The sequence below is a fragment of the Chryseobacterium phosphatilyticum genome (assembly GCF_002899825.2).
Classification (GTDB): Bacteria; Bacteroidota; Bacteroidia; order Flavobacteriales; family Weeksellaceae; genus Chryseobacterium; species Chryseobacterium phosphatilyticum.
This window is the reverse complement of sequence record NZ_PPED02000001.1, coordinates 1,548,409-1,561,895: the sequence shown is the minus strand read 5'-3', so window position 1 is coordinate 1,561,895 and position 13,487 is coordinate 1,548,409. Positions and strand designations below refer to the sequence as shown.

The 13,487-nt window shown below is 34.0% G+C and carries 13 protein-coding genes; 6 read left to right on the top strand and 7 right to left on the bottom strand.

What is annotated here, in order from left to right; translation table 11 throughout:
* Positions 1 to 300 precede the first annotated feature (300 nt).
* Positions 301 to 897, top strand: a complete 597-nt coding sequence (locus tag C1631_RS07185) for a hypothetical protein (protein ID WP_109711375.1) — start codon at positions 301 to 303, stop codon at positions 895 to 897.
* Positions 898 to 1,025: 128 nt separating this feature from the next.
* Here the strand turns inward: C1631_RS07185 and C1631_RS07180 are convergent, their stop codons facing one another.
* Positions 1,026 to 2,039 (bottom strand): TQO small subunit DoxD, encoded by a 1,014-nt coding sequence (locus C1631_RS07180; RefSeq protein WP_103249694.1) that lies wholly within the window; start codon positions 2,037 to 2,039, stop codon positions 1,026 to 1,028.
* Positions 2,040 to 2,093: 54 nt separating this feature from the next.
* Positions 2,094 to 2,468, bottom strand: coding sequence for a hypothetical protein (locus C1631_RS07175; protein ID WP_103249693.1), 375 nt, complete (start codon positions 2,466 to 2,468; stop codon positions 2,094 to 2,096).
* A 200-nt stretch (positions 2,469 to 2,668) separates the two neighbouring features.
* Here C1631_RS07175 and C1631_RS07170 point away from each other — a divergent pair, with 200 nt between their 5' ends.
* Both C1631_RS07170 and C1631_RS07165 read left to right on the top strand, forming a co-directional pair.
* Entirely contained in the window at positions 2,669 to 3,400 is a 732-nt protein-coding gene (locus C1631_RS07170) for a hypothetical protein (protein ID WP_109711373.1), read from the top strand.
* Positions 3,401 to 3,494: 94 nt separating this feature from the next.
* On the top strand, positions 3,495 to 4,055 hold the full coding sequence (locus tag C1631_RS07165; protein WP_103249656.1) for a DNA-3-methyladenine glycosylase I: 561 nt from the start codon (positions 3,495 to 3,497) through the stop codon (positions 4,053 to 4,055).
* 128 nt (positions 4,056 to 4,183) lie between these two features.
* On the opposite strand, the gene C1631_RS07160 is transcribed toward C1631_RS07165, so the two are convergent.
* A complete protein-coding gene (locus C1631_RS07160) occupies positions 4,184 to 4,549 on the bottom strand; it encodes a winged helix-turn-helix transcriptional regulator (protein WP_103249657.1) in 366 nt (121 codons plus the stop codon).
* A gap of 91 nt (positions 4,550 to 4,640) precedes the next feature.
* Here C1631_RS07160 and C1631_RS07155 point away from each other — a divergent pair, with 91 nt between their 5' ends.
* Positions 4,641 to 5,171: an NAD(P)H-dependent oxidoreductase gene (locus C1631_RS07155; protein WP_103249658.1), complete on the top strand. Its 531-nt coding sequence runs from the start codon at positions 4,641 to 4,643 to the stop codon at positions 5,169 to 5,171.
* A 186-nt stretch (positions 5,172 to 5,357) separates the two neighbouring features.
* Here the strand turns inward: C1631_RS07155 and C1631_RS07150 are convergent, their stop codons facing one another.
* The 3 genes from C1631_RS07150 to C1631_RS07140 form a co-directional block, all read right to left on the bottom strand.
* Entirely contained in the window at positions 5,358 to 6,269 is a 912-nt protein-coding gene (locus C1631_RS07150) for a hypothetical protein (RefSeq protein WP_109711371.1), read from the bottom strand.
* 36 nt (positions 6,270 to 6,305) lie between these two features.
* Positions 6,306 to 7,892, bottom strand: a complete 1,587-nt coding sequence (locus tag C1631_RS07145; protein ID WP_109711369.1) for a patatin-like phospholipase family protein — start codon at positions 7,890 to 7,892, stop codon at positions 6,306 to 6,308.
* A gap of 137 nt (positions 7,893 to 8,029) precedes the next feature.
* Positions 8,030 to 8,929: a magnesium transporter CorA family protein gene (locus C1631_RS07140; RefSeq protein WP_103248419.1), complete on the bottom strand. Its 900-nt coding sequence runs from the start codon at positions 8,927 to 8,929 to the stop codon at positions 8,030 to 8,032.
* Positions 8,930 to 9,002: 73 nt separating this feature from the next.
* On the opposite strand from C1631_RS07140, the gene C1631_RS07135 reads away from it, so the two are divergent.
* Positions 9,003 to 10,025, top strand: coding sequence for a 3-oxoacyl-ACP synthase III family protein (locus tag C1631_RS07135; RefSeq protein ID WP_109711367.1), 1,023 nt, complete (start codon positions 9,003 to 9,005; stop codon positions 10,023 to 10,025).
* A gap of 188 nt (positions 10,026 to 10,213) precedes the next feature.
* Here the strand turns inward: C1631_RS07135 and C1631_RS07130 are convergent, their stop codons facing one another.
* On the bottom strand, positions 10,214 to 11,374 hold the full coding sequence (locus C1631_RS07130; RefSeq protein ID WP_109711365.1) for a thioredoxin family protein: 1,161 nt from the start codon (positions 11,372 to 11,374) through the stop codon (positions 10,214 to 10,216).
* Positions 11,375 to 11,672: 298 nt separating this feature from the next.
* Here C1631_RS07130 and C1631_RS07125 point away from each other — a divergent pair, with 298 nt between their 5' ends.
* A complete protein-coding gene (locus tag C1631_RS07125) occupies positions 11,673 to 13,271 on the top strand; it encodes an AraC family transcriptional regulator (protein WP_109711363.1) in 1,599 nt (532 codons plus the stop codon).
* The last annotated feature ends 216 nt before the right edge of the window (positions 13,272 to 13,487 follow it).

The window sequence follows — 13,487 nt, the reverse complement described above, 5'->3', positions numbered from 1 at the left end:
CTTTAGCTTTACACTACCAAATGAAAAAATATGAATAAATTCCCTCACTCTCAAAATGCCTTTTCAAAAGGCAGAAGCCGGAGAAAACCTTACGATGCTTGTTTCAAAATCGATTCTTAGGTCAGCCCGATCGTACTCTATAATAATTTACCTTATATCAAGTAAAGGGTACAGATTCATGTTTATAGAATGGAAGGTAAGACCATTTCTGTTAGAAGATTAAATTTTTATTGAATATGATGTAAATAACTACCATGTTAATCAGAATCCGAAGAAGATTTATTAATACAAAACGTTACCATGAAAAATATACAATTGCCTGAAACCTTTACAGCTTTATCTGATTTCAGAAAACATGATATCTACCTTCCAGAAATGGATCCTGATCAGATTATTTCAGATTTTTTTCCCGGAACTTTTACAGAATTAGTTCAGCGTTTGTCTGAGATTACCGCAGCATTTTATGGTGGTTTGTTAAAACAATCAGGAAAGCTTTTTGGCTCAGAAGCGATCGAACAACTATCGGCTGCTTTTATGTATGACCTCGGAACTAAAATGACCTTAAGGACTTTGGGAATAAAGCCGGATCTGCCATTTGGAATTCCAACCGCAGTAAAAATAATTATTGCAGCAGTTTTTACATCCAGTCCCGAATATAATTTTGAATTTAAAGAATTAAATGACCACAAAGCTGAAGTATTGATAAAAGGTACTGACCGATACCATAGAATTACACAGAATCTTGAAATTTCAGAACTGTTGCAATGGCCGGTTATAAGACCTTTTATACAAGGAGTATGCGATACAATGGGACTGGATGTTTTATTAAATATACAAGTGATAAAACTTGACCCCGATAGTTCATGTATCTATAGAGTTGTTATTACAGAAAAATGAGCCTTAAACTGAAAACCATCAGGTAAAAATCAGTAAAAGCGGACGTTAGTCCGCTTTTACTATTGAAAATATTCCATTGGCTTTAGCCAAAACTTAAATATTTTATGCTTAGAATTGATTAAAAAAAATTATCTGATATTTTTTACCCATTCAATTCCACTGATATCAACCAATTTTAGGGTGTGAATTTCACTTTTTTGAATAATATCGTCAATATTAATCTTGATGTCAGCTTTTGCCCCCAGGGGAATCACAAGACTGTGTTTACCCGGTTTTACCTTGGCAACATAGTGATTTTTAATATTTTCTTTGGACAATTTGGAGAGTTCTGTAGGGGATAGTTCTTTTAAGATATTCCCGTTTTTATCCAGAACATGAATTCCAATCAGGAATGAGCCATATACATCCGCTCCTTCAGTTCTGTATACCTGAAATTGTATATCAGAATCACTATGGGCGAAATTTGAAATCTCAATCTTTGGTTGTACAGACTTGTTGTGAAGGTTTCCCCAAACTCCACCATGGAAATATTGGTTGGTATACAATGTAAGTCCAAAAATAATTACAGAACCAACCAATACAAAACTTTTTGCATTGGAAACAGGTAAAGAACCGGAGCCTAGCCATTGAAACCATTTTGAATGAGTAAAACTTTTATTTTTCCTGATAAAATATTGATCAATAGAGTAGCTGCTGCTTCCTGAAAGGAACAACACAAAACCACCTGCAACTCCCAATACGCCTATCTGCCATTCATCTACACAGGTAGTTCCCAACCAGCCTGATCCCAAAAGGATTCCCAAAGCAAGACTGAAAATTCCGATACTCATCAGTCTGGTGAAAAGTCCCAGAATGATCAAAAACCCTACGATTGCTTCAATGATAGTGAAAATCACCATAGATCTCTGCAAAGCATCAGGATGGGTTACCAGATATTCAATGATTGGTTTTATACCAAGAGCATTAGGTAGAAAATGATTGAATTTTTCTCCGATATATCCTTTTTCATCAGGGATTAATTTGTTTTCAAGAATAAGTCTGCGCCAAAAAGCAGAAAAATAAGTCCATCCGATCACCATACGAAGGGATAAAGTATATAAACCGGCCACATCAGAAGATGGGCTGTTCAAGGTATGTTTCATTGAGTTTAAAATATTTTAATATAAAAAAATGATTGTATTGAGTTTAAAAATAAATTAAACAAGACTTACTTTCAATCTTTTAAATAAAATATATTTCGGTGGACCGTTTCCTGTAGTATGCCCAGAATATTCATTGAAATTAATCTTTCTTTGAGCATGTTTTGCAATCAGATTTACATGGAAAGATTCCCTGTTCTTCAGTTGAACTTCGGATTTTGAAACAGAAAGTCGGGATGAAGTCTCAGAGCTCGTTTCACAGCTTATGGAAGAGCCTGAAGTAATTTTTACTTTATTGAGACCACTGATGTATTGAATGTCAAAAATATCAAGCAAATCTCTTTTCACGGAACATGGTGACAATGAAAACACCAATACCAGTATTGTGATAATAGCTCTGTAGGTTCTTGTATGAAAACTGAAGTTTGACATTATTACAAAACTACGTTTTATTTTAGTTCAAATTCAGTAAACTTTATAATCATTTTTAGTTAGACAGTATTTTTGTAAATTGAAAGCGCTAATAACCACCAATTATTGATTATATAATTATTGTAGCTTAATTGAATGGAATAATAATCTTTTACAGATTATCCAAGAGTTATAGGCAAAAATTATATAATGACATAATTATGGTAATATTTGAGGCTCCTGACAACATTTATTGGGCTTTTAGTTCTTCTGCCCAGGCTGTCGCTGCATTTATTGGTTTTATTTCAGCTGGCTTTTTTTTCAGTCACGATAGAATTGATAGGGCAGTGGAAAGAGATGATACATTATTGGAAATATATTCGGATATTAAGAATCAGCATTTTAAAGAGCTTCGTAGACTTTTATGGTTTACAGGTGCTTCTATTATTTTAAGTCTGTTAGTAGTTTTTCTTAATGGGTTTGATATTGGTTATTCTTTATATATATCTGAAATACTAGTAGCCTCGCTTAATGCATATACAATAGTAAAAGCAGTTTTACTGGTTGTTGATATGATAGATCCTCAAAAAATTGAGAATACGGCTAATAAATTGTTGATAAAAGAAAGCTCTGGTGAAGATGCAGGAGGATCTGCTTCTTCGAAACTTTCGAGAGGTGAATTTTTAGACAAATTTTTTGAGCTCGAAGAACTTGCACGTGAAGTGCTGAAACTTAAAGTGGATTATTCTGCAATATTTGAGCCTCAGTTTTCTAATGTAATAAGGGAACTATCCCAATTTAAATTAATTAATAATCAGCAACTCTTTAAATTAAATAAGATTACTAAAATAAGAAACCTTGTTGTACATGGAAGAATTGAAAAAGTAGACGCTCAGATAGGTGTAGTTGCTGATGAACTTATTCAAGATTTTAAAAGTATTTTAAAAAAATAGGATTTTTAAAAATTAAAATATTCTCCTGACTTACAGTTGTCACAATCTCACTTTATCTTTACACCGTCATTTAAATTAAAAACAGAATATTTCAATGAGTTATTGTTTAGCTATAGACGGGATGCAGCCTGAAAGCAGAAAGGAATTGCATAAAAATTATCACGATAATTACTATGGATTTCCAATCCATGATGATAATGAATTATTTGGAAGATTGCTGCTGGAAATTAATCAGGCAGGTTTGAGCTGGGAAACTGTTCTGAAAAAAGAAGACAGTTTCAGGAAAGCCTACGATAATTTTGATATTCAGAAAATTGCTGCTTATACAGAAGAAGACCGTGAAAGATTAATGAATGATAGCGGAATTATCAGGAATAAACTGAAAGTAAATGCTGCCATTGAAAATGCCAGGACGATTTTAGAACTTCAGAAAGAGTTCGGTTCATTTGAAAAATGGCTGGAGCATCATCATCCGAAAACATTGCAGGAGTGGATGAAATTGTTCAAAAAGACATTCAAATTTACAGGCGGGGAGATTGTCAATGAATTTCTTATGAGCACCGGATATCTGAAAGGAGCTCATCATGAAAGCTGCCCGATACACTCAAAAGTTTTGGCTCAGAACCCTTTGTGGAAAAAGGTTGAAGGGAGGTAGAATACGGATTATTCAATAATTATAATACAATTAATAAGCCTGGATTCCTATGGAATGACAAAGTGTGTGCATAATGTCAAATACTTCTATTGTCATTCCGTAGGAATCTCATTTTTTCAACCATTCTTTTAGGATTGCTTCATCAGTTCTTTATGTTCATTTCCCCATTTTTCAAATTCCAGGATAATGGGTTTTAGCTTATAGCCAATTTCTGTCAGCTCATATTCTACCTTTGGCGGAACTTCTGCATAGACAGTTCTGGTAATAATTTTGTCTTCTTCCAGGCGGCGGAGCTGAAGAGTAAGCATACGTTCGGTAATATTCTGAAGCTTCTTTCTAAGTTCCCCAAATCTCATTTTCCCGTTAATCAGGTAACAGCAGATTGCCAATGCCCATTGCCCTCCGATAATGTTGGATGCATATATTTCCGGGCATTCATCAGCAAGCGCTTTCTTATTGGCAAAATTGGTAGAGGTTTCTTTTATTTTAGTCATTACTTACATTTTTTATAGTACCATACAATAGGTTGCTAATGTACGAAATGTAAGTTACGTGTTGTAATTTTGCCAAAGAAATTTAAACATAATGAAGACCTTAATAATTGTTACACATCCTGATATTGAAAAATCAGCGATCAATAAAAAATGGATTGACGAGTTAAAAAAATACCCTGAAAAATATACTGTTCATCAATTGTACGAAGCGTATCCCGATGGAAAAATTAATGTGGCACAGGAACAGAAAATGATGGAGTCTTATGATAAAATCGTATTCCAGTTTCCTTTTTACTGGTTCAGCAGTCCGCCGCTTCTGAAACAATGGTTGGATGAGGTCATTTTGTATGGTTGGGCCTATGGCAGTAATAGCGGCTATAAACTTGAAGGAAAGAAAATGTCACTGGCCGTTACCGCAGGAATAGATGAAAACAGTTATACAGCTTCCGGAGAATACAAGTATACAATGAAAGAGCTTTTCCGACCTTATGAACTGACTTTCGATTATATAAAAGCAGACTACAAAGAACCTTTTGTTTATTATGGAATAGAAAGAGATTCCTCAGACGAGTGGATCGAAAAAAGTATTCCGATGTATCTGGAATTTTTGGAAAACTTATAAAAATTAAAAATGGGAGTCTATTTTGAAACCTTTGCAAAATAGATTCCTTCTTTGAAAATAAAACTATAGGTCTTTATCAGTTCTCTACTGGTTAAAACATGAAAAAAACATGCTATAGGTTAATAGGATAAAGATCTTTTTTATTTGTATTATTGATATATATGTTGCATTTACGGTATTAATTATTCAATATTGATTTTTATTAGGGACAGCTTCATTTTGTAATTTAGAATATGCCTCCTCCAGCATTTTTGCTTTGGAACTTAAAATGCCTATCTTATGTTGCTCTATTATAGTACTCAGACCTGGGGTAACCTCATCATTTATATCATCAAGATTAGTAATATTTAGTTCAGGATACATAGCTTGAATAATAGGTGAAACCTTTGCGTTAACTTCTTCATTTACAGTTTTAAGCAAACTTATCAATTCTTCACTAGATTCTACCGTTGAATGAATTAAGTATATACATTCATCATAATCATCTTCCTTATTTTGAGTTCCTTCTATGTTGATGGTATTGTTAGTGTGGATCTTAATTGAAAATATTTGAGAACCTTGACTGTTATCAAAACTAGTAGTAGATATATGTCCTAAATTATACTTTGTATCTTTATAATAAATATTTAAGATATATAGTGCAGAAGAAGCGCGAATCAGGTATTTTAAATTTCCTTTTGTGAGATTCTTAGCTCTATTATGTTTAACAGCTTGATATGCTTTTTGCCAATCTGAAGAACTACTTCCCCTTTTATTTGCTTTTTTAAGAGGTACTAATATTTTGTTTTCATTTTGTTGAAAATAAAAATTAGCAGCAGATACAAAAACTACTTTTTTGCTTAATAGCCATTTTGTTTCTAAAAACTCTAGACAATCAGTGTCAAAATATAATTCATTGTCATTAGGCTTTTCACCTCCATTTAAAAAGTAGAGCTCCTTTGAGATAGATTCAATTTCAACAACTGTCCTAATTAATAATTCTGCAATTCTTACAGAGTAAATGGTTAATTGGGTATCATCAAAATGAATTAAATTAGATAACTCTATTATTTCTTTTTCAATATTTTTATAAACAACCCAATATAAGTTATTATTCATATTATTAGCTTTTTAATAAATATACTCAAAAAATCCTTACCCCACCGTTGGTGTATCCTCTTCTTTCAGTATTTTTTTCTCCTTCATGGTCAGCATCATTCGTTCATATTTGTATTTTTCCCAGTCAAACTGATTGAGGAAATCCAGAGCAGCCTGAAAACCTCTGTTGAAGAGATCTTCTTTCTCTTCTTTTTTCATAAAGAAATTCAGCCAGCTACTGGTACCACAATTAACGGTTTGTATGCTGTAAAGACGATAGAAACTATGTTTGGTAAGAAAAGTCTTATCATTAAAACCTTTTAAGGTATTGATGATATTTCCTGCATAACTGAAAGGAGTAGCCATAATTTCCTCACTTGTCTTACCTCTTTCAGAAAGGATGTTAGAATCGTTGGTAAGCTGTACTGCAAACAGAGGAAGTCGTGGATAGAAAACTTCATCTGCATGAAAAAGATCGATCGGGAAATTGGAAATACTGCCACCATCAATAAAAACACCGGCAGGATTAATGTCTTCCTGTTGGGTACCCATCCAGAATTTCCAGGCATATTTTACAGAATCATCATTCTTGTTGATTGCTTTTTGAAAGGGTTCAAAAAAGAAAGGGACTGACATGGATGCTCTTACAAATTCTGCCGGACTTACATGTTTGAGCTCTTCTTCCGACCAGTATAAATTAGCCATCGTAGGAAGTTCCACCTTTATTTTAGCATTAATATCGGTAGTGACTATAACGTATTCTGACCTGAGCTGGTAAAAGGGATTGTTTTTGTAATAATCATTATTGATCGCGCTGTTATAGAACATCTTATATCGGGTTTCGTCGATATGTTCCTGGTTTTTAATCTTAATCTTTTCAATACTCTGAAGAGCTATTGTATAATATTCTTCTCTGTTTCCGTAGCGGTAATTCAGATTAAGATCGTATTCTTTCCGGATAAATTTTTCATTGAGACTGGCTACAGTATTTGCTCCGAAGCCTTCCAGAGCATTCTTCATCGTATTTAAAAATACATTTCCGGGATTCAGTCCGCTATTTTCTTTTCTGAAATTGTTATACAACTTTTTAATGCAGAAAAAGAGAATCAAGGCAGGAATTAATGGAATCAGGAACATCAGTTTAGCATTGAGAATGGTTCCTGAAGGAATAGCAAAAGGAGTAATGATCAGAATAATAATGAATATGACCACCAGAATAGCATTGATTTTAAAAAAGTTTTTATTGTTCAGCATGGCATGAAGCGTAGTTTTTACATACGTTTTACCATCCATGAAATCTGAAAAATCCCAACTGAACAATAGGTCTTTAATAACATCACTTTTAGCCTCTTCTTTTGTCCTGCAGGCTGCGATGAGCATTGTATTAATCGCTCCGGCACTTGTTCCGGCTACCTTTAAAAAACGGACTCCAAAAATTTCCAGTCCATACAGATAACCTACCAACGCACTTCCCCAGACACCACCACCTTCCTGTACGAATTCTACATACTGATTACCAAACTCATCGAGAAGATCAGAAAATTCTTTGGTAGAAATATTTTGATGCAGAGCCACAAGTTTATCTTTTGACTCTCCGGAAAGGGAATCGTCTTCCAGAATTGTATTGAGATCTTCGGTGTTCATAGTTTTATGGCTGTTTTAGAAAAGGCTTATGATGAGTAGGTAAAGCAATCTCTAAATTAGTACTTATTTGTAAACTTAAAAGATAAAATTCTGTTGGTTTAAAATGTAATATCCTGTTTTTACTCTGTTATCTTAAGTTACCACTGTCTGCGTCTCACATAAATAAATGTACTGATCACAACTGTTGCCATGACACCCAATGTAATAAAATAACCATGCTTATGATGAAGTTCAGGCATATTTTCAAAGTTCATTCCGTATACACCGGCGATAAAGGTTATCGGTAAAAAATAAACCGAATAAATAGCCAGCACTTTCATAACCTGATTGGCCTTTTGGTCAGACAAGGCCAGGAACATCGAAATAAGGTTGGTGATCTGAATATTCAAATGATCAAAATCAGCTACAACATCCTTATGCTTATCCTTCAAATCGACAATTTCAGAATCCTGAAGATCCAGTAATCTGAATTTATCAATAGCATCGGTAGAAATAATCAAAACTCTTGAATTTAACCCTGATTTTCGCTTCAGTTTATACAACCTTCTGATCTGGCTCGTATGATTTGTATTTTTAAGAAAAATTTCGTTCTCAATATTATCCATAGTCTCAAATAAACTTAAAGATTCATCATCAAAACTTTTCATAATCAGAATAGCAATCATTAAAAGAACTTTTTGAGGGCTGATGTCTTCCTGAACTGTTGAAATGTTTTTCTTGGTCTCAGAAATACTTCTGGTTTTCATTCTATGAACAGTAATAATGGTGTTACCTAGTAAGAAAACACCAATTTTTGTACTGATGTCGCTAATCGTGTTGAGGTTTTTTCTTTCCAGTTCTGTACTTTCACGAAGAAGAAAGAATTTTACATTTCCGTCTTCTTCATATTTTGGAAGGTGATTAGGATCCATGGTATCTTCCAGAAGGAGATTGTTGATCTCATATCTTTCATGAAGAAATTTAAGGTCTTCTGCAGTAGGAGCCTCTACATCTACCCACTCACAGTGAGCGCTTCTGTATATTGTTTCAATTGGCATAAAGTAAAAATACTAATATTTTGAAATACTATGTTTTAAATAAGTTTTATCTTTGCCAAAATTAAAAAACTATATGATTAAAAGTACCATAAAAGGCGTAGGATTTTATGTGCCAGATAATGTTGTTACTAATGATGATCTGGCAGAACTGATGACCACTAATGATGAATGGATTACGGAAAGGACTGGTATTAAAGAAAGAAGACATCGTAAAAATAGGAATGATTCCCAGGAGACAGCAGCATATCTTGGATATAAAGCTTCTGAAAAAGCTCTTGAGAAAGCGGGACTGACAGCTAAAGATATTGACTATATTGTTTTTGCAACACTTTCTCCGGATTATTATTTTCCGGGATGTGGTGTATTGCTTCAGGATATGCTTGGATGTGATACCATTGGAGCTTTGGATGTAAGAAATCAATGTTCGGGGTTTGTTTATTCTATGAGCGTAGCCAATGCATTTATAAAGTCGGGAATGTACAAGAATATTCTTGTTGTCGGAGCAGAAGTTCATTCTTTCGGATTAGATTTTTCTGACGAGGGAAGAGGGGTTTCTGTTATTTTTGGTGATGGAGCGGGAGCTGTTGTTCTTTCTGCCACAGAAGATGAAAATGCAGGAGATATTTTAGCTGTAAATATGCATTCTGAAGGGAAATATGCCGATGAATTATGTACACAATTCCCGGGTTCCAAGTTCGGATGGAGTGACAGAATGAGAAAAGAACCGGAGAATGTTACCAATAAAGAAGTATATCCGATTATGAACGGAAACTTTGTATTCAAGCATGCTGTAACAAGATTCCCGGAAACTATGATGGAAGCTTTAAACAAAGCAGGGAAGACGGTAGAAGATCTTGATATGTTTATTCCTCATCAGGCAAATTTGAGAATTGCACAGTTTGTTCAGCAGAAATTTGGGTTACCGGATGATAAAGTCTTTAATAATATTCAGAAATACGGAAATACAACAGCAGCTTCTATTCCCATTGCTTTAAGTGAAGCAATTGACGAAGGAAAAATCAAAAGAGGAGACCTTGTTCTTCTTTCAGCTTTCGGAAGCGGATTTACCTGGGGAAGTGTTCTTTTTGAATACTAATAGACGAAAAGGAAAGAATGTTAAATACTCCAGTTTCTTTGATCTCAAACTTAAAAATGGGATCATTTCCCTCTTCAGGAGAAGTGTCAAAAATTCAAGGAATTTTTGAGGGGAAGGTTCAAAAACGATAATACAATAAAAAACCGCAGAATAGCTTTCTGCGGTTTTTACTTTTTATATTTCAGCCATTAGAGGCTTTTCAATAACTTTTCAGTGTCTGCTGAATCCTGTCCTGTGCTTTTTGCCAGTTCAATAGATTTCTCTGCCCATGTCTTTGCATTTTTCTTGTCTCCGATCTTATTGTAAAGATTAGCCAGGGTATCTGTATTCGCATAGTTCTGATCTTTCTTTACCGATTCCTGTGCCCAGGTAATTGCTTTGGCCAAAGACGCTTTATTATCTATATTTTCAAAAAAGTTCCAGGCCAGAGAGTTTAGTTCTTCAGAACTTGCTGCTGAAGTATCCTGATAAAGTTCAAGAATAAGTTTTTCGTAAGCAGGAATATCTTTGTTTTTTAAAGCTCTGTTGGCTTTCATTCTTTTCAGGATTTTTTCTGCTTCTTCCTTGCTCAGGAATTTTTGAGTTTCACTCATAAAGTAGCTGTCATTCCAGGTTTTTGTATCTGGATTGTAGGCTTTCTTTGATACTGTGTTGAGCTTGATATTTTTATTGATTTTTTCATATTTATCTTCCGGGATAAGCTTTATAATATCAGCTTTTTTATCCTGAAATATTTTGTACATAGATCCCTCGGTGCTTTGAGTGCCAGCCAGAAGCATTTGTATATCCTCCTGATCCAGTGTTGTTTTTTGTTGGAAATACCGTGTCAGCACTTTACCTGCAAAATCTGTATCATTATACATTGTAAGCATAGCAAGATTCTTTAAAAACTCAGGATTTTTCTCTCCATTTTCAAATTTTTGCTTTAAAGCTGTTAATCTTTTACCGGGATCTCCTGCATCCATAGCAAATTGGATGAAATCTTTTTCTTCAACATATCCTAAGGTTCGGTGTACAGCTTCACCATTTCCATCAATGAACAGATACGTAGGGAAGGCTTTTACATTATATTTTTTAGCAAGCTCAATACCTTCTCCTTTCTCCATATCAATCTTTGCATTAATAAAATGCGAGTTGTAATAATCTCCTACAGTCTTAAGTGGGAAGATATTTTTTACCATCAGTTTACAAGGTCCGCACCATGATGCATAGGCATCCACAAATACAAGTTTGTTTTCTTTTTTTGCTTTAGCGAGAATAGACGCAAAGTTGCTGTCCTCAAATTTAATTCCCTGCGCCAGAGCCAGAGCTCCTATAAACAAAGAAGAAAGTAATGCTATTTTTTTCATAAAAACTTTTTATTCATTCCTTGCAAATGTAATAAATATGATAACATCTAAGTTGGTCATATCAAAAATAATTATTGCATAAGATTGTTTTTACTATACGTTTAAAGTGGTGTATAAGAAAATCGTTTATTATTTTAAACTAATTATTAAAATTAATGTAAATTGATTTTTTAGTTAAATGATTAAATTACAATAGAATATTTTAATTAAAACTAAAATATTAGTAGTTTTGTAAAAAACAAAAAGACACCCAATGAAAAAATGATGAATTATTATAAAAATAATAATTTGTTTTTTTATGCCTAAAAGATTACTGATATTTTTGTTTTTACTTGCTACTGCAGTCCCCATTTTTGCACAGAAAAAGGATCGTTTCGAACAGATCTGCGAAAGAACCTCTGTTGTTACTTCTCATAAAAATTTACCTCAGGCATTCAAAACTGCGGACTCCCTTTATATTGCAGCGAAAAAACCACTGGAGAAGGTGAGAAGTCTGATTCTGTCTTCAGAACTTTATCATTACACAGGAGAATTTAAAAAAGCAATTTGCTATAGTGAAAATGCCCATTCATTAATCACTCAGATGAATGATCAGGAATGGCTGGCGTATATCAGCAGGCTTTTGGCAAAACAGTACCGGCAGGTTGGTCTTCAGGAAAGATCAAGAAAATATATTGTAAAAGGCCTGGAAGCCTCTCTGAAGATCAGTGATCCTCAAAAAAGAAATGAAATGGCGGGTCTGCTTAATCAGGAAATGGCTTATTATGACATTGAATTGGGGAACTATACCAATGCCATTCAGTATATTGAATATTCATTAAAATATTTCGAAAGAATAAACAGTCAGCGGGAAGATAGAACGGTTGCTGCTTCGTATCAATTACTCGGTGATGTGTACTTTAAGCTGAATGATTATCCCGTTTCCGAAAGTTACTATCGAAAAGCTGAAAAATTACTTCGGGAAGGGAGTTGTATTTTGGGACTGGTTTATAACGGACTTGGAGGAATCCGGTTGAAGCAGGAAAACTGGAAAGATGCTGAATTATACCTTAAAAAAGCTGAGAAAATTGCTGATACTTCCCGTAGCCTTAAACTTAAAAAAGCTGTATATTCTAATATTAATGATTACTATGAAGGAGTAGGAGATGATTTTAAAGCTTCTTTGTATGCTGTGAAGTATGTGAGGGCCTATGACAGCATAGCAGCACGTAATCAGGTATTGGGAATTAAAGATCTTGAATCTCCGGTTAATAAAAACGGTAAGAAAAGCGGGCAGCTTAATATGGCCAAAAACACCGCAATTATCATCTTGTTCATATCACTGGTAGGTCTGATCATATTTTTTAGAACAAAGCAAAAGAGACAGCGTTCAAAACTCAGAAATATTATAAGAACCCAATTGCGACCGATTACCCAAAAAAGTGTACACATTTTTAAACCATCTCATGATTTTGAGTTTGCTAATATTTCTGTTGAAGAAGTCGCTGAAAAAGATAGTGAAGCTGACAAAAGAAGGAATGACTCACTGATGACTTTCGAAACAGAGTCTAAATTGCTTGAACTTCTTGAAGACTTTGAAAAAGGTAAGCTGTATAACAACAAAGGAATGTCTTTGTCTTTCCTGGCAGGTGAGCTTAATACCAATACAAAGTATCTCTCTTACGTAATTAATCAGCATAAAAGTGCCGATTTCAAAACCTATATCAATCGTTTAAGAATCAATTATATTGTAGATAAGTTGATCAATGATGAGAAATACAGACAATATAAAATCAGCATTCTTGCAGATGAATGTGGCTTTTCTTCACACAGTAAATTTGCTGCGGTATTCAAAGCCGTTACAGATTTTTCCCCATCAGCCTATATTAAGTACCTCGACGCTGAAAAATCAAACTGATCCTGATGTCTGTTTTCACGAAAATGATTAAAAGCAATTCTTTTTTTTAATGATGACTTGCTATTTTCACGAAAATGACTAACCTATTATTTTACCCAATGCAGCTGCTATCCTATCTTTGCGACAGTTTTAAACGGAATAACAACTATCATACTCCGGTTGTTTTTTTGTTTTCGAAGGCGTACTTTCTAAAGTATAAGGGAAGTAATACAGGAA

Excerpts from the sequence above, each read along its gene's own strand:
- C1631_RS07135 (WP_109711367.1), top strand. The coding sequence starts at position 9,003 with ATGATTAAAAGTACCATAAAAGGCGTAGGATTTTATGTGCCAGATAAT.
- C1631_RS07170 (WP_109711373.1), top strand. The coding sequence starts at position 2,669 with ATGGTAATATTTGAGGCTCCTGACAACATTTATTGGGCTTTTAGTTCT.
- C1631_RS07145 (WP_109711369.1), bottom strand. The coding sequence starts at position 7,892 with ATGAACACCGAAGATCTCAATACAATTCTGGAAGACGATTCCCTTTCC.
- C1631_RS07160 (WP_103249657.1), bottom strand. The coding sequence starts at position 4,549 with ATGACTAAAATAAAAGAAACCTCTACCAATTTTGCCAATAAGAAAGCG.
- C1631_RS07185 (WP_109711375.1), top strand. The coding sequence starts at position 301 with ATGAAAAATATACAATTGCCTGAAACCTTTACAGCTTTATCTGATTTC.
- C1631_RS07175 (WP_103249693.1), bottom strand. The coding sequence starts at position 2,468 with ATGTCAAACTTCAGTTTTCATACAAGAACCTACAGAGCTATTATCACA.
- C1631_RS07125 (WP_109711363.1), top strand. The coding sequence starts at position 11,673 with ATGCCTAAAAGATTACTGATATTTTTGTTTTTACTTGCTACTGCAGTC.
- C1631_RS07165 (WP_103249656.1), top strand. The coding sequence starts at position 3,495 with ATGAGTTATTGTTTAGCTATAGACGGGATGCAGCCTGAAAGCAGAAAG.
- C1631_RS07150 (WP_109711371.1), bottom strand. The coding sequence starts at position 6,269 with ATGAATAATAACTTATATTGGGTTGTTTATAAAAATATTGAAAAAGAA.
- C1631_RS07180 (WP_103249694.1), bottom strand. The coding sequence starts at position 2,039 with ATGAAACATACCTTGAACAGCCCATCTTCTGATGTGGCCGGTTTATAT.
- C1631_RS07155 (WP_103249658.1), top strand. The coding sequence starts at position 4,641 with ATGAAGACCTTAATAATTGTTACACATCCTGATATTGAAAAATCAGCG.
- C1631_RS07140 (WP_103248419.1), bottom strand. The coding sequence starts at position 8,929 with ATGCCAATTGAAACAATATACAGAAGCGCTCACTGTGAGTGGGTAGAT.
- C1631_RS07130 (WP_109711365.1), bottom strand. The coding sequence starts at position 11,374 with ATGAAAAAAATAGCATTACTTTCTTCTTTGTTTATAGGAGCTCTGGCT.